Origin of the sequence: Bradyrhizobium sp. CER78 (assembly GCF_029846235.1) — a bacterium.
Lineage (GTDB): Bacteria > Pseudomonadota > Alphaproteobacteria > Rhizobiales > Xanthobacteraceae > Bradyrhizobium.
Genome location: NZ_JARVWP010000002.1, coordinates 35,326 through 50,583, shown reverse-complemented (window position 1 = coordinate 50,583; position 15,258 = coordinate 35,326). Strand labels below are relative to the sequence as shown.

Genomic DNA, 15,258 nt, shown 5'->3' with positions numbered 1-15,258 from the left:
TGCCCTATGGGCGTATTGAAAGGCCCACAGTTCAGGCTAAGGCTAAAGACCTAGGCCGTTGCCACGATGCCTTCCGAAACCGGGCGGAAGTTGGCGAAGTCCCAGCCGCGTCCGGGTGCCGCATCGAGCAGCGCGCGGGTATAGGCCTGCTGCGGATTGGTCAGCACCTCGGCGGCCGGCCCCTGTTCCACGACCCGCCCACGCTGCATCACAGCGACGTCGTCGCAGATTTGTGCGGCGACGCGCAAATCATGGGTGATGAACAACAGCGCGATGCCGAGCCGCCGCTGGATCTCGTCGAGCAGATCCAGAACCTGCGCCTGCACCGAGACGTCGAGCGCGGATACGGCTTCATCAGCCACCAGCACGTCGGGATCGAGCGCCAGCGCGCGCGCGATCGCGATGCGCTGGCGCTGACCGCCGGAGAACTGGTGCGGATAGCGCGAGATCGCGTCGGGCGGCAAGTGGACCAACTCGAGCAGCTCGCGGGCCCGTGCCAGCGCGTCCTTGCGCGGCATGCCGTAATTGATCGGACCCTCCGCGATGCTCTCGCCGACGGTGACGCGCGGATTGAGCGAGCGGTAGGGGTCCTGGAAGATGATCTGGATCTTCTGGCGATGCGGCTGCAGCAGCCGGCGCGACAGGTCGGAGATCTCGCGGCCGGCGAGCCGCACCCCGCCCGAGGTCGGATCGATCAGGCGGACGATGCAGCGCGCGACCGTCGATTTGCCGGAGCCGCTTTCGCCGACGATGCCGAGCGTGCGGCCCTTGCGCAGGGTGAGTGTGACGTTGCTGGCGGCGGCGACCTCGCGCGCTTTGCCGTACAGCGACCGCTCCCGGTAGACCTTGCTGAGCTCGTTGGCTTCCAGCACCACGGGCTCGGTCGTCTCCGGACGCGGTGCGCGCGGCACCAGGCTCGGCACCGAGGACAGCAAGTTGCGGGTGTATTCCATCTTCGGATTACGCAGCACGTCCTGCAGCGGGCCGGCCTCGACCAGGCGGCCGTGGCGCATCACCGCGACGCGGTCGGCGATCTCGGCCACCACGCCCATGTCGTGGGTGATGAACAGCACCGCCGTGCCGTGATCGCGTTGCAGGTCGCGGATCAGCGTCAGGATCTGCTTCTGGGTGGTGACGTCGAGCGCCGTGGTCGGCTCGTCCGCGATCAGAAGCTTCGGTTCCAGCACCAGCGCCATCGCGATCATGATGCGCTGGCGCTGTCCGCCGGAGAGGCGGTGTGGGTAGGAGGAGAAGATGCGCTCCACGTCCGGCAGTCGCACATGCTCCATCATCGCCAGGATCTTCTGGCGCCGCGCGCGGGAGTCGAGATCGGTATGGGCGCGCAGCACCTCGTCGATCTGGCGGCCGACCGGCACCACCGGGTTGAGCGCAGTCATCGGCTCCTGGAAGATCATCGCCATCCGCGTCGCGCGCAATTGCCGCAGCCGCCGGTCGGTCGCGGTGAGCAGTTCCTCGCCCACCAGCTTCACGCTGCCGCCCGACGGCACCAGGATATCCTTCTGCTGCAGTCCCATCGTGGTGAGCGAGGTCACCGACTTGCCGGAGCCGCTTTCGCCGACCACGCACAGCGTCTCGCCTTCGTGCACCCTTAGCGAAAGGTCGTCGATGATGCGATGCGCGTCAGCCTTGCGGCCGAGGCCGACGACGAGATTGTTGATGTCGAGGACGACGTTGGTCATGTCAGGCTCTCTTGGCGCTGCTGCGGCTCGCGCGGCGACGGAATTGATCCACTGTCATTCCGGGGCGATGCGAAGCATCGAACCCGGAATCTCGAGATTCCGGGTCTGGTGCTAACGCACCGCCCCGGGATGACGGCTTCAATTGGCATTGAAGCCGTCACTTGCCCTCGCGCTGCTTCATGCGGGGATCGAGCGCGTCGCGCGCGGCGTCGCCGATCAGATTGATACTGAGAATGGCGATCGAGAGCAGCAGCCCCGGCCAGAAGATCAGCGACGGCTTGACCTGGAAGTAGGCGCGGCCCTCGGCCATGATGTTGCCCCAGGTCGGCGTTTCCGGCGAGATGCCGGCGCCGAGGAACGACAGGATCGCCTCGGTCAGGATCGCGGATGCGCAAACGTAAGTGCCTTGCACGATCAGCGGTGCGATCGTGTTCGGCATCAGATGCCGCCACATGATCTTCGGCAGGCTCGAGCCGAGCGAGATCGCGGCCTCGACATAGGGTTCCTCGCGTGCGGTCAGCACCACCGATCGCACCAGCCGTGCCACGCGCGGGATCTCGGGGATGGTGATTGCGACCATCACGGTCCAGATGCTGGCACCCGATAGCGACACCACGGCGATCGCGAGCAGGATGGCGGGGATCGCCATCAGGCCGTCCATCACGCGCATCATCACCGCATCGACCCAGCGGAAGAAGCCGGCGACGAGGCCGATCAGCAGCCCGACGCCGATCGAGCAGACGGCGGCGCCGAGCCCGATCACCAGCGAGATCCGCGCGCCGTAGATGATGCGCGACAACAGGTCACGTCCATAGGCATCGGTGCCGAGCAAATATTGCGCGCTCGACGGCTTCAGCCGCTGCGCCGGCGTCAGCAAGAGTGGATCATGGGGCGCAAGGAGCGGCGCGAAGATCGCCATCAGGATGATGAGGACGAGGCAGATCGTCGCAACCGCGATGATCGGCGTCGAGGTCAGGAAGCCGAATTTGACGCGGAACGGCCGGGTGACGGGGAGAGTGGATTCAGGAAGGGTATCGATCGCCATCGCTTAATACCGGATACGAGGATCGAGCAGGGTGTAAGCAACGTCGATCAACAGGTTGACGCCGACATAGATGCCCGACGTCAGAAGGATCATCGCCTGGATCACCGGATAGTCGCGCGCCAGCACTGCATCGACGGTGAGGCGGCCGATGCCGGGCAGGTTGAACACGCTCTCGGTGACGACGACGCCCGAGATCAGCAGCGCGAAGCCGGAGCCGATCACGGTGATGACCGGCACCGCGGCGTTGCGCAGCGCATGACGCAGCAGCACGCCGGCCTCGCCGATGCCCTTGGCGCGCGCGGTGCGCACGTAATCCTCGCCCAGCACATCGAGCATCGAGGCCCGCGTCATGCGTGCGATCAGCGCGACATAGATGAAGGAGAGGGTGCAGGTCGGCAGAATGAGGCGTTCGAAGAACGGACCGAAGCTATCCCTCACGCAGGCGGCGACCTGCAGCGCGCTGAGCGAATTCGGCGGCGCCTTCGCGCAGGCCGACATGATGCTCTTGTAGCCTTGCACCGGCACCCAGCGCAGATCGATCGCAAAGAACTGGATCAGCACATAGCCGATCACGAACACCGGCACCGAGAAGCCGAGCACCGACAGCCCCATCACGAAGCGGTCGATCCAGGTGCCGTGCTTCCACGCCGCGATCACGCCGAGCGGTACCGCGACCAGGATCGAGAGGGTGATGGTGGCGAGCGCAACCGCAATCGACGGCTCGAGGCGCGGGCCGATCATCTCGAGGATCGGCTTGTTCGAGATCAAGGAGACGCCGAGGTCTCCGTGCAGCAGCTTGGCGACCCAGGTGTAGAACTGGATGTAGATCGGCTCGTTGAGACCGAGCGAGGTGCGGATGCGGTCGAGCTGTTCGGGCGTCGCGTTGTCGCCGGCGAGAATGGCCGCCGGGTCGCCCGGCGTCAGCCGCAGCAACAGGAACACGAACAGAGCCACCACGCCCATCACGGGAATGGCGGCGAGGATGCGGCGAAGCAGATATCCGAGCAAATTGGATCCGTTGGGTTGTGGTCGATGAAGTCCCCAGCGGGACCGTTGCACACCGGACCGTAGCACAGATGGTACAGGACACACTGGAGAACTTCAGCAAGTCCCATGCCATCGGTGCTGCGGTTTTTGCGGTGCAGCTAGTCGGTCCTGTTGGCGCGATCATTCCTCCGATGACGTTCGAAGCAGTCCACCGGAAGGTGGATTGATTTCAGCTTTGCGAGAATGAGCGGATACTTCGTCGAGCCCGGCAGCAAGCGCCGGCGCCATCGATGGCGTCTCGAGGTCGCGCCAGTCGTCGATCGCTCCCGCGATCATCTGCGCCGTCGCGGCCGACAGCGTCCAGCCAAGATGACCGTGGCCGGTGTTGTAAAAGACGCCCGGAATCCGTCCGGCGCGAACCACCGGCATCATGTTCGGCATCATCGGGCGCAGGCCCGCCCAGGGCAGGACTTTCGACGTATCGATCCCCGGGAAATGATGCCGCACCCAATCCACCAGCGGCTGGATGCGATCGGCCCTGATATCGCGGTTGAAGCCGTTGAACTCGGCGGTGCCGGCGACGCGGAAGCGGTCGGCACCAAGCCGGCTGGTCACGATCTTCGCGGCTTCATCGAGCAGGCTGACGGTCGGGGCGGCGTCCCGGCTTTGCGGCGCATCGAGCTGCACCGTGATCGAATAGCCCTTCACCGGATAGACATTGACGCGGTCGTTGAGCAGGCCCGCGAAGTGGCGGCTTGCGACGCCGGCGCAGATCACGATGCCGTCGGCCTGCAATTCATGTCGTGGCGCGAGGCCGGCATCGTGCGAAGCGGCCTCGTTCCAGCCGATCCGGAAACCGTCATCGCCGCGCGCGATGGTGTCGACGTCGGCCTCATGGATGAAAGTCGCGCCGCGACGGATGCACGCCTCGGCGAGGCCGCGCGTGAACTTGTGGATATCGCCGGTCGCATCCGACGGCGTGAAGAAGCCGCCATAGCAGGCCGTCTGCAGCGCGGGTTCGATGCTGCGGATTTCGTTCGCCGTCACCGGCCGGCGGTCGAGCCCGCCTTGTTGCAGCAGCGTGTTGACGCGCAGGCCGGCCTCGAAGCCGGCCTTGTCGTGATAGACGTGCAGGATGCCGCGGCGCTCGAGATCGAAGGCGATGTTCTCGCGCTGCGCGATCGAGAACAGATGCTTGCGCGCTTCGATTGCGAGTTTTGTGGTCTCGATGGTGTTGGCGCGATAGCGGGTGATGCCGCCTACGAACTCGCCGATCCAGGAATATTTGTGCCAGCTCGGCTTCGGATTCATCAAAAGCGGCGCGTCGCTTCTGAGCATCCAGCGCAGCCCCTTGAGAATGGTCGCGGCACTGTTCCACACCTCCGCATTGCTGGCGGAAAGCTGTCCGCCGTTGGCGAACGAGGTTTCCATCGCGGCGTAGCGATGCCTGTCGAGGACAGTCACGCGGTAGCCGCGTTCGAGCAGGGCATAGGCCGTCGTCACGCCGGTGATGCCGGCGCCAATGATCGCAATCTGTGGCATGATGGTCTTCAGGCTCCCGTGTTGTTAGAGTCGCCGAACCACCGGTGAAACCGGCTGTTTCAGCGCCCCATCTGTCACGGTACCTGAGAGCTTGATCCGCACCGGGCCTGCGCCCGGATGCGAACTATCCCCTTCGGTGGACGTCACGGCCCTTGATGTGCGGTCGTGTCCGTCTCTCTCCAGATCGTCCTGACGATACAGTCCTTTTGCCTGAGAGTTTCCGGGGCGGTTGCTCCGTCGGCGCCGAAGCCAAACAACACGAACGTTGTCGCTTCGATCTCTCCCGCATCGTCGCGTTGGACGGCCGGACCGTAGGCGAAGCCTCAAAATTGGACAAGGCTAAATTTCGATCCGGCAGTGCCAACGTGTTGTGCAGTGCAATCGACGTCAGTCGAGTGTCGCCAGCAGTGCCGCCATCAGGCGGCCGCGCTCGGCGAGGCTGTCGACTTCAATGTGTTCGTTGAGCGTATGCGCATCGGCGCCGCGAACGCCGAGGCCGTCGAGGGTAGGGATCCCCATCGCGCCGGTGAAGTTGCCGTCCGATCCGCCGCCGGCGCTGCCATGCGGCAGATCGAGGCCCATCGCCGCCGCGAGGCCCTTTGCCTTTTCATAAAGCGCCATGGTGCCGGCATCCGGCTCCCATACCGGGCGGGTGACGCCACGCGTCACCTTGAAGGTGACGTCGTTGGCGGTTCCGGACAGCGCCAGCATGCGCTCGACGCCGCGGTCGAGATCGGCCTGGCGCTTGGCCATGCTGAGCGCTTCACCGGTGCAGGTCGTTGCGACGCAATTGACCCATTGGCCGCCATGCACGATGCCGACCGAGAAGGTGCAGTCCTCGGTGGTCATGCCGTCGATGGCCATGATCTGCCGGGCCATTTCCCGGATCGCGGAACGGCCGGACGACAGCGTCGCGCCGGCATGGCTCGGCTTGCCGGTTGCTTCCAGGTTGAAGCGCGCGATCGCGTAGCGGCCGGTGACGACACCGTTGTTCGGCCGGCCGGGCTCCGGCACCAGCACGTATTTGTTGCGTGCGGCTTCCGCCTCGATGATGTCGCGGGTCGACGGCGTGCCGACCTCTTCGTCCGGCGTGAACAGCACCGTGATCGGCAGCGGCGTCGTGAAGGAGGCGCGCGCCAGCTGCCGGATCGCCTCGATCGACAGATAATTGCCGCCCTTCATGTCGAAGATGCCGGGCCCGAAGCACTTGTTGCCATCGCGCCGCCATTGCAGCTTCTCGATGGTGCCGACCGGGTGCACGGTGTCGAGGTGGCCGGCGATCAGGATGCCGGGCTGGCCCTGTTTCGGATGAGGAAAACGGGCGCGGACGCAGCCCGCGAAGCCCTGGCGTCCCGCGATGCGTTCGATCGTCGCACCCATGATCGCCATCTCGCGCGCGGCGAGATCGAGCATGCGCTCGACCGCGCGCGCATCCCAGGTCGGGCTCTCGCATTCCACCCAGCTGCGCAGGCCCTGCAGCATCGTTTCTGAGTCAAAGGGGAGATTGGCTGGGTTCATTGTTTTTTCCTCTTGTTGTTCTGACGGCGCCGGCATCGCGCGGCGCTCACGAAAATCTCAGTCGACGATTTTGTAAAGCCAAAATCGCACGCGCGGCCTCATTCGTTTGTGTACGTCCGATCCCGCCCGAAACCGATTGACGCGCTTTGCGCTTGGTGCAAGTCTCGATTTCACAAGCCATACAGCATGTTAGTTCGCCTAAATAACGAACCGCATGCATAACGAATAAGCCGGCTTTGACCAGTTACACGTCAGGAGAGAGATTGCATGTACCCTATCTCGCGTTGGAAGCGCCGTACGCTAGCGGCGGCGTTGTCGGCGATCGCGTTGTCGTTCGCGCCGCAGGAATTATCGTTTACCCAACAGGCCATGGCCGCGGACAAGACCATCACCGCGGTGATGCATTCGGATCTGCGCGTCATCGATCCGATCCTGACCACCGCCTACATCACGCGCGACCATGGCTACATGGTCTACGACACGCTGGTGGCAACCGATTCCAACTTCAAGATCCAGCCGCAGATGGCGGACTGGAAGATCTCCGACGACAAGCTCACCTACACGTTCACGCTGCGCGATGGCCTGAAATGGCATGACGGCACGCCGGTGACCGCCGAAGACTGCGTCGCGTCGCTGAAGCGCTGGGCCAAGGTCGACGGCATGGGCCAGAAGCTGATGGACTTCACGGCGAGCCTCGAAGCCACCGATGCGAAGACGATTACGCTGAAGCTGAAGGAGCCGTACGGCCTGGTGCTGGATTCGATCGGCAAGCCGTCGTCGCGTGTCGCCTTCATGATGCCGAAGCGGCTGGCCGAAACGCCGCCGGACAAGCCGATTCCGGAACAGATCGGTTCGGGCCCCTTCAAATTCGTCCAGGCGGAATTCCAGCCGGGCGTGAAGGCGGTCTACGTCAAGAACAAGGACTACGTGCCGCGCAAGGAGCCGGCGAGCTGGACCGCGGGCGGCAAGGTCGTGAAGGTCGACCGCGTCGAGTGGGTCACGATGGCTGACGCGCAGACTGCGATGAACGCGCTGCAGTCCGGCGATATCGATTTCGTGGAGAACCCGTCGTTCGACACGTTGTCGATCCTCGAGGCCGACAAGGATCTGAAGGTCGAGACGCTGAACAAGTTCGGCTTCCAGACGCTGGGCCGCATGAACTTCCTCTATCCGCCTTTCGACAACATCAAGGTTCGCCAGGCGGCGCTGCTCGCGATCAACCAGAAGCAGGTGCTCGACGCGCTGGTCGGCAATCCCAAATATTACAAGACCTGCGTCTCCTTCTTCATCTGCGACACGCCGTTCGCGTCGGAAGTCGGCGGCGAGACGTTGGCGAAGGGAGGCGACATGGCCGCAGCCAAGAAGGCGCTCGCCGAGTCGGGCTACGACGGCACGCCGGTCGTCATCATGGCGCCCGGCGACGTCACCACCCTCAAGGCGCAGCCGGTCGTCGTCGCCCAGCAACTGCGCGATGCCGGCTTCAAGGTCGACCTGCAGGCGACCGACTGGCAGACCGTGGTGACCCGCCGCGCCAGCCAGAAGGCGCCGAAGGACGGCGGCTGGAACATGTTCTTCACCAACTGGGTCAGCGCCGACGTCTCCAACCCGATCGCCAACCTCTCGATTGGCGGCCAGGGCAAGAATGGCGGATGGTTCGGCTGGGCTGACGATCCGAAGATCGAACAGCTGAAGGATGCCTTCGTCCGCGCGCCGTCGCTCGACGAGCAGAAGAAGATCGCAGCCGATATCCAGAAGGAGGCCTACGACCAGGTCATCTACATCCCGCTCGGCCAGTATCAGGGTCCGAGCGCGTGGCGGAAGTCGCTGACCGGTGTGCTCGACGGCCCGGCGACGCCGATCTTCTGGAATATCGACAAATCCGAGTAAGCGCGGCTTGATGCAGAATGGAATGGCCGGGGCTCGTCCCCGGCCATTTTCGTTTTGCGCCGCCGCGCGTCAGGTATAGCTGTCGCGGCGGGTCATGCGCCGCTTGGGGCATCGCGACCTGAAGCGCTGATCGGACCGAACCGGCGGCCGCTAAGGCGTGTGGCCTGATTTCCCGCTGCCCGCGCTCGACAGGCTCGTGAGCTGCGTCTGTCCGGCGTTGCCGCCGTTCATCCAGACCGCCACGCCGGCGGCAAGTGCCAGCACGACGCATGCCGCGATCGCGCCGCGGATCCAGCGTTGGTAGATCGCGCGCTCGCCGGGCGTCGAATCGCGGAATCTCTGCGCATTGAGCCCGTTGCTGCAATGGGCCGCGTCGTCGCCGTGCTCGAGGATGGAAGCGCCAGGATCGGGCGCGGTGTTGCCAACAATCTGATTGCGACCGGCAATCCGATTGCGATCCGCAATCGTCATCGCCTAGCTCCAAAGAAATTGATCTCGAAATGCGAGCGCCGCGAAATGTGCGGCCGGAATTTTCCAACAAACCAGTACTACCACAGCCGGCGATCGCGGCGTGTGAACCCGGCCACAGCCGGAGGACACGATGAGGTGATGCGAGCGTCAAAATCCCTGTGTCTCTGCTCGGGCCGTGAGCACGGCGCCCTGGCATACCAATTTGACACGCCGTATCGCCTGGAAGCAGCAAGGGCGGCTGGGACGGCATTCGCATAGGGCTTGATGCCGGTCGCGCGCCCACAGCGATTTGCACGGCAGTTGTTGTCTATGTCACAAACTACCTTGGGTTACCAAGGTAATGTCGTACGGGCCGGATCGGCGCCGTCCGAACGCGCCAGCCGTGCGTGGACGGCGTGCATTGTTTCGCACCTGTGGATTCACCCAACCTCGGGGAAATTATCATGACCATCAATGTCAAGGCCTACGCGAATGCCGATGATATCCTGATCGCCTGGCAGCCGGACACCTGGTCGAACGACTGGGTCGGTTTCCAGCTCGAGCGGCGCAACAACATCACGCAGCAGACCATCGTGCTGTCCAACCGCATTCCGCCGAAGCCCGGTGAGAAGCCGGTGGCGGACGCCGGCATCTCCTCGACCCAGTCGCCGTTCCGGCGCTGCATCTGGACCGATCATAGCGTCGTCGACACCGAGAACGTCTCTTACCGCGTCACCGCGATGAAGAACGGCGCAAATGGCACGTTCACGCCCGATCCCGCCTCGGTGTCGGCATGGACGGCGCCGACGGTCGCTTCCGGCGATGCGGGCGGCGGCCTGTCGGCCTATTTCAACCGCGGCACCCTGATGTCGCAGATCGTCAGCCGCTTCGTGCATGGCGATACGTCCGACGCTTCGCTGCGCAATTTCGTCAAGGGGCTTTCCGATCCGGCCAACCAGGCGCGGCGCTACCTTTCCGGCGACGCCCTGCACGAGATTCTGGCCTTTCTGCACGATGCCGACCTGCGCGGCAGCCAGGTGCATGCCGCCATCTACGAGATGAATGACGAGGAGCTGGTCGGCGCGCTGAAGCCGTTCGGAAGCCGCGGCAACGTCCTGCTCGGCAACGGCAGCGCGACCAAACCGAACATCGCGGGCGAGCTCAGTAGCGCCGGCTTGACGGTCAAGCATCGCGATCTGTCGAATGCGGGCCGGTCCTCGCCCAGCGTCCACAACAAGTTCGTGGTCGAGAGCGACGCGCATGGCAACGCCATCCGCGTTCTGACCGGCAGCACGAACTGGACCACCACCGGGCTGTGCACGCAGCTCAACAACGTGCTGATCATCGAGAATGCGGCGATCGCCAAGCGCTTCCTCGACCAGTGGAGCAAGCTGGTCGCCGCCGGCAACGCCATGCCGCCCGCGCTGAAGGCGTCGAATTCCACTCCGACCAGCGACAGCAACATCTCGGTCTATTTCGCCGCGAGCAACGGCGAGGCGGAGTTCACGCCGGTGCTGGACCTGATCAAGAACGCCAGGGACGGCGCGCTCTTCCTGATGTTCATGCCGGGTCAATCGCCGCTGCTGAGCGCGCTGCTCGACCGCGCACAGCAGAACGACGTCTACGTCCGCGGCGTGGTGTCGACGATGATGGCCAGCAAGAACGGCAACATCGTCTCGGTCGGCGGTCAGGTCGTGAAATCAGGCGCGCCGGCGCAATCCTTCCATGACGACGTCCAGTTGCCGCATAACGTCAACCCCACGAACGAGCCGTCATGGGCCGACGTCGAGTTCAGCGTCTCACAGATCCGCAACGCCGGGATGATCGCGATCGTGCATTCCAAGACCATCGTGATCGATCCATTCTCGGACAATTGCGCTGTTATCACCGGATCGCACAATTTCTCCGTCGCCGCCTCGGAGAAGAATGACGAGAATCTCGTGATCATCCGCGGCAACAAGAAGCTCGCGCAGGCCTATGCGCTGCACATCAACGGCGTCTACGATCACTATTCCTGGCGCGGCTATCTCGGCAGCGGCGGCAATGCGGATCAGATCTATTCGCTCGATGGCTGGAAGCCCGGCGGCGGCAAGGAGCAGGAGCTGGACTTCTGGATGGAGGAGCCGGTGCCGCCGCGCCCGACACGCGCAGGCGGTGGCGGCAGTGCCAGCGGCGGCGCAGCGCAACCGGCCAACACGGCCGGCAGGGCTGCGAAGAAGGCTCCCAAGAAGGCCCCCAGGAAGGCAGCCAAGAAGGTCGCCGCCGCCAAGCGAACTGCCAAGGCGTCAGTCAAGAAGTCGGCCAAAAAATCTGCGAAGAAGGCCAAGGCGAAGAAGCCGGCTAAGGCAAAAGCCAGGAAGACAAAGAAGGCTAAGGCCAAAAAACCGAAGGCCAAGAAATAGGAGCCCAATAGAAGCCGTCACGCAGAACACGACGCGCGGCGCGTGCCTGCAGCGATCGTCGGCCTGTCGTCAGCCGGCAGGGCAGATGGTTGGTGCGGGCGGTGGGACTCGAACCCACATGACGTTGCCGTCGAGGGATTTTAAGTCCCTTGCGTCTACCAGTTCCGCCACGTCCGCATTGCGCTGGGCGCGCCGACTTCTAGCGCGTTTGGTCGCGGAGTGGAATTGTCATTATCCGCTGCTAACAGGTGCGCTTTCAAAGGCTTAAGCTGTGGCCTGCAATTCCATTTGCCTCGGCGGCCGAGCATTGGGATAAGCAGCGCGCCGCCGCGATTGAGCCTCAATCCGGACACCGGCGGCTGCTTTAGGCAATCTCAACACTGTCCGATTAAGAAAGCCGAATGTCCGTTCGTCTCCCACGCCGCCCGAATCTGATGCGCGCGGCAGTTCTCGTTGCGCTGCTCGCCTCGGCCGCCGGCGTTTCCGGCTGCGCGCAGATCGGCGACAGCGTGCCGTCGGCATTCGCCGATCCCGCCAAATACGACCTGTATGATTGCAAGCAGCTCGAGACCGAGCGCAAGGGCCTCGCATCCCGCGCTACCGAACAGGAAAGGCTGATGGCCAAGGCGGAAACCGGCGTCGGCGGTACCGTGGTCTCCGAGATGGTGTATCGCAACGAATTGATCTCGATCCACTCCCAGCAGCGGCTTGCGGATCAGGCGTGGCGCGCCAACAAGTGCCACGAGAGCCCGCCGGACAGCCCCGCTGCCGCCGTACCCGCAGCGCCCACGCCAGCCGCGAACGGGCCGCGTGCCCCGCGCGGCCTCGTTCACTAAGTCAACGTTTCCAGAACAGGCGGTTGCTGTGGCTGCGCGCGCGGCTCAGGCGCGCCAGTCGTAGATCCAGTCCTGCCGCGCCAGCATGCGCTCCGGACCGATGGCGCGGATCGCGAGATCGCGCGCGATCGCCAATGGTCCACTGAGATGATAGATGCGGCCCTGCTGCCGCGCCATGCGCTGCACCTTCAGCACACGTCCGCGCCGCATCCGTGCGTAGCGCTTCAATGCGGCGGGAATGCCCGCGGTGTTTTCGCCGGTGCAGTCGGCCAAGGCCTTGGCGAGCACGGCCGCATCCTCGATCGCCATGCCGGCGCCTTGTGCGGCAAACGGCAACATCGCATGCGCGGCGTCGCCGATCAGCGCGACGGCGCCTTCGCTCCAGCGGCCGATATCGGGCAGGGTGAACAGTGCCCATTTGCGCCAGCCATCGACCGCGCCGATCAGCATCCGCGCCGTGGGGGGCCAGCGCGCGGTGGCGAACGCGCCCTTGATCTCGTTGCTGTCGCCGGGCGCGCTCCAGCCCGGCCGATTCCAGGTGCCCGACACGATCGCGACCACGTTGATCTGGCGTCCGGCCGAGATCGGATAGGCCACGAGATGGGCGTCCGGCCCCATCCAGAGCTGCACGCGCGGCGCAGTGTATTCACGGGGCAGGGCGGTTGCGTCCAGCGTGCCGCGCCAGGCGATCAGGCCGGAGAATTGCGGCTGCACATCCGGAAACAAATGTCGGCGGACCGACGACCAGATGCCGTCGGCGCCGACCAGCGCGACCGCCAATTCCTCCTGCCGTGAATTGCCGCGGCGCTGCACCACCGTCAGGCCCTTGGCGTGCTTGGTCACGTCCTCGAACTGGCAGCCGAGCCGCAGATCGATATCGGGATGCTCGTTCACGGCAGCCTGCAAGGCGGCTTGCAGATCGGCGCGGTGGATCACCCAATAGGGGGCACCGGCGCGGAACTCGGCCGCCCGGCCGAGCGGCATCCGTGCGATCTCGCCGCCGGCCCGCGCGCTCAGGATGTTGACGGATTCAGGCGTGACCGCGCGCCGCGCCAGCGGCTCCTTGAGCCCGAGCTCGACCAGGATACGGCTGGCATTGGGGGAGAGCTGGATGCCGGCGCCGGCTTCCTCGAGCCGCTCGGCCTTTTCCAGCACCACGACGCGAAAGCCCTGTGCCGCCAAGGTCAGCGACGCCGTCAGTCCCCCGATCCCGGCGCCAGCAACGATGACGGTTCGCGTCAGCGCCACGGAGCTGTCAGGCGACCTTGTCTTTCAGCACGCATTCCGGCGGGCGCGCTTCGCCGGCAGCAAGGTCGGGCGCGAAGCGATAGAGCGTCGAGCAGTACGGGCAGATGATCTCGTTGTCGTTGCCGAGGTCGAGGAACACGTGCGGATGATCGAACGGCGGGTTGGCGCCCACGCACATGAACTCCTGCGATCCGATCTCGATCACCGAGACTCCGGCATCGTTATGGAAGTGCGGGACGACGTGGTCGGACATATTCTCACCTTGGTGGCAACGATGGGCAGACGCAATCAACAGCATGCGGCATCGCGAAATGCCGCGCACCATACTGGCGGGAACAGTTGATTCCTAGAGCCCCGATGGCTCATTTGCTCATGCAAATTCGACACAATCTTGTCGTCCCAGAGAAGCCCTTCTTTGGTCGGAGCCGTTGTGTCGCAAAAACGGCACACTATGTCCAAGGCGAACTAAACAAGGCGAATTAAACTTGAGGTTTCAAGCGGAATGAACGGGGTGCGCCTCGGCGTTGCGGTGGCTGGCGTGGCAGCAAGTGCTGCCATGGGCGTGGCTATTTGGCCGCATGCCCGTGACGCCGGCGCGGTGCTGTCAGCGCGGGACAATCCCGCTGATCTCGCCGACCTCAGGGTCAATTCCGTGCTGCGCAACAACCCGGCGTTGATTGAGGACAATATCGAGGCGGCGCTCGCCTCCGGGGACGCCGATCTTGCGACCAGCTTTGTCGCGCTGGCGGGTGAGAAGAACATCGCGCTCAGTGCGGAACTCACCAAGCGCGTCGATGACGCGCGCGCCGAGCAGTCGTCCACCACGCATTTCGCCAAAGGGTTCGCGACCGGCCTTATGACCGGCAACGCCGACGATGTCGCGAGCCTGTCCGGCACGGTCGCGGGCGACCTGTTCGTGTTCGGTGACATCAGGGATGTCGTGCGCGAGGGCAAGCACCTCGTGATGGGCGAGGACACCGATCAGTTGGTGCTTGGCCTTGCGGCCGCTGGGCTCGCCGTGACCGCAGCGACCTATGTGTCGGTCGGCGGCGCCGGGCCGCTGCGCGCGGGGCTGACGCTGGTCAAGGACACGCGCAAGGCGGGACGGCTGAGCGAGGGGATGATCGAATGGGCCGGACGCTCGACCCGCGAGATGGTCGATCAGCCGGCATTGCGTGAGGCGGTCGCGTCCGGCTCGGTGCTTCGGCCGGCGGAAACCGCAACCGCCATTCGCGCGGCGTTCCGTGCCGAGAAGGCCGGCGCGCTGGTGCGTGTCGCCAAGGACGTCGGGCGCATCGGCGAGGCGGCCGGCATTCGCGCCGCGCGGGACACGCTGAAGGTCGCGGAGAACCCGCAGGAGATCGCGCGCGCGGCGCGCATCGCCGATGTGAAGGGCGGCCAGACCCGCGCGATCATCAAGCTGCTCGGTCGCGGCGCACTGCTGCTTGCCGCCGGTGCATTCAATCTCTCGATGTGGCTGTTCGGCGCGCTGTTTGCGCTGTTCGGTTTCCTGTCGTCGATCAAGGCCACCACCGAGCGAACCACGGCGTGGTGGCTGAGACGAAGCAAGGCGCGCCGCTTGAAGCGGCAGATGGCCGCCACAGCTACTCTGGCGAGTATGCCCGTCCAGGGCTAAGCTTGCG

12 protein-coding genes, 1 tRNA gene and 2 riboswitches are annotated in these 15,258 nt (G+C 64.7%); of the genes, 4 read left to right on the top strand and 9 right to left on the bottom strand.

Features of this window, described 5'->3' with window-relative positions; genetic code table 11:
• Positions 1-50: 50 nt before the first annotated feature.
• From QDT69_RS03285 to QDT69_RS03265, 5 genes are all read right to left on the bottom strand, one after another.
• Positions 51-1,700: an ABC transporter ATP-binding protein gene (locus QDT69_RS03285; RefSeq protein ID WP_279705222.1), complete on the bottom strand. Its 1,650-nt coding sequence runs from the start codon at positions 1,698-1,700 to the stop codon at positions 51-53.
• A 157-nt stretch (positions 1,701-1,857) separates the two neighbouring features.
• Complete coding sequence (locus QDT69_RS03280) at positions 1,858-2,745, bottom strand: ABC transporter permease (RefSeq protein WP_279705221.1); 888 nt, start codon at positions 2,743-2,745, stop codon at positions 1,858-1,860.
• A 3-nt stretch (positions 2,746-2,748) separates the two neighbouring features.
• Complete coding sequence (locus QDT69_RS03275) at positions 2,749-3,753, bottom strand: ABC transporter permease (RefSeq protein WP_279705220.1); 1,005 nt, start codon at positions 3,751-3,753, stop codon at positions 2,749-2,751.
• 159 nt (positions 3,754-3,912) lie between these two features.
• A complete protein-coding gene (locus QDT69_RS03270; RefSeq protein ID WP_279705219.1) occupies positions 3,913-5,274 on the bottom strand; it encodes a D-amino acid dehydrogenase in 1,362 nt (453 codons plus the stop codon).
• A gap of 69 nt (positions 5,275-5,343) precedes the next feature.
• Positions 5,344-5,459, bottom strand: a riboswitch (glycine riboswitch).
• Positions 5,460-5,462: 3 nt separating this feature from the next.
• Positions 5,463-5,570, bottom strand: a riboswitch (glycine riboswitch).
• A 91-nt stretch (positions 5,571-5,661) separates the two neighbouring features.
• Complete coding sequence (locus QDT69_RS03265; RefSeq protein WP_279705218.1) at positions 5,662-6,792, bottom strand: M20/M25/M40 family metallo-hydrolase; 1,131 nt, start codon at positions 6,790-6,792, stop codon at positions 5,662-5,664.
• Between the two features lie 267 nt (positions 6,793-7,059).
• Here QDT69_RS03265 and QDT69_RS03260 point away from each other — a divergent pair, with 267 nt between their 5' ends.
• The gene (locus QDT69_RS03260; RefSeq protein WP_279705217.1) at positions 7,060-8,679 is read left to right on the top strand and encodes an ABC transporter substrate-binding protein; all 1,620 of its coding nucleotides are present in this window, start codon (positions 7,060-7,062) and stop codon (positions 8,677-8,679) included.
• A gap of 150 nt (positions 8,680-8,829) precedes the next feature.
• Here the strand turns inward: QDT69_RS03260 and QDT69_RS03255 are convergent, their stop codons facing one another.
• Entirely contained in the window at positions 8,830-9,150 is a 321-nt protein-coding gene (locus QDT69_RS03255) for a hypothetical protein (protein WP_279705216.1), read from the bottom strand.
• Between the two features lie 443 nt (positions 9,151-9,593).
• Between QDT69_RS03255 and QDT69_RS03250 the strand changes: the two genes are divergently transcribed.
• Positions 9,594-11,531: a phospholipase D-like domain-containing protein gene (locus QDT69_RS03250; protein WP_279705215.1), complete on the top strand. Its 1,938-nt coding sequence runs from the start codon at positions 9,594-9,596 to the stop codon at positions 11,529-11,531.
• Between the two features lie 90 nt (positions 11,532-11,621).
• Here the strand turns inward: QDT69_RS03250 and QDT69_RS03245 are convergent.
• Positions 11,622-11,708: transfer RNA gene (locus tag QDT69_RS03245), tRNA-Leu, on the bottom strand.
• Between the two features lie 224 nt (positions 11,709-11,932).
• Between QDT69_RS03245 and QDT69_RS03240 the strand changes: the two genes are divergently transcribed.
• Positions 11,933-12,367, top strand: coding sequence for a twin-arginine translocation pathway signal (locus QDT69_RS03240; RefSeq protein ID WP_279705214.1), 435 nt, complete (start codon positions 11,933-11,935; stop codon positions 12,365-12,367).
• Between the two features lie 45 nt (positions 12,368-12,412).
• On the opposite strand, the gene QDT69_RS03235 is transcribed toward QDT69_RS03240, so the two are convergent.
• The gene (locus QDT69_RS03235; RefSeq protein WP_279705213.1) at positions 12,413-13,615 is read right to left on the bottom strand and encodes an FAD-dependent monooxygenase; all 1,203 of its coding nucleotides are present in this window, start codon (positions 13,613-13,615) and stop codon (positions 12,413-12,415) included.
• 7 nt (positions 13,616-13,622) lie between these two features.
• Positions 13,623-13,868, bottom strand: coding sequence for a zinc-finger domain-containing protein (locus QDT69_RS03230; protein WP_021077734.1), 246 nt, complete (start codon positions 13,866-13,868; stop codon positions 13,623-13,625).
• 249 nt (positions 13,869-14,117) lie between these two features.
• On the opposite strand from QDT69_RS03230, the gene QDT69_RS03225 reads away from it, so the two are divergent.
• Complete coding sequence (locus tag QDT69_RS03225) at positions 14,118-15,251, top strand: hypothetical protein (protein WP_279705212.1); 1,134 nt, start codon at positions 14,118-14,120, stop codon at positions 15,249-15,251.
• Positions 15,252-15,258 lie beyond the last annotated feature (7 nt).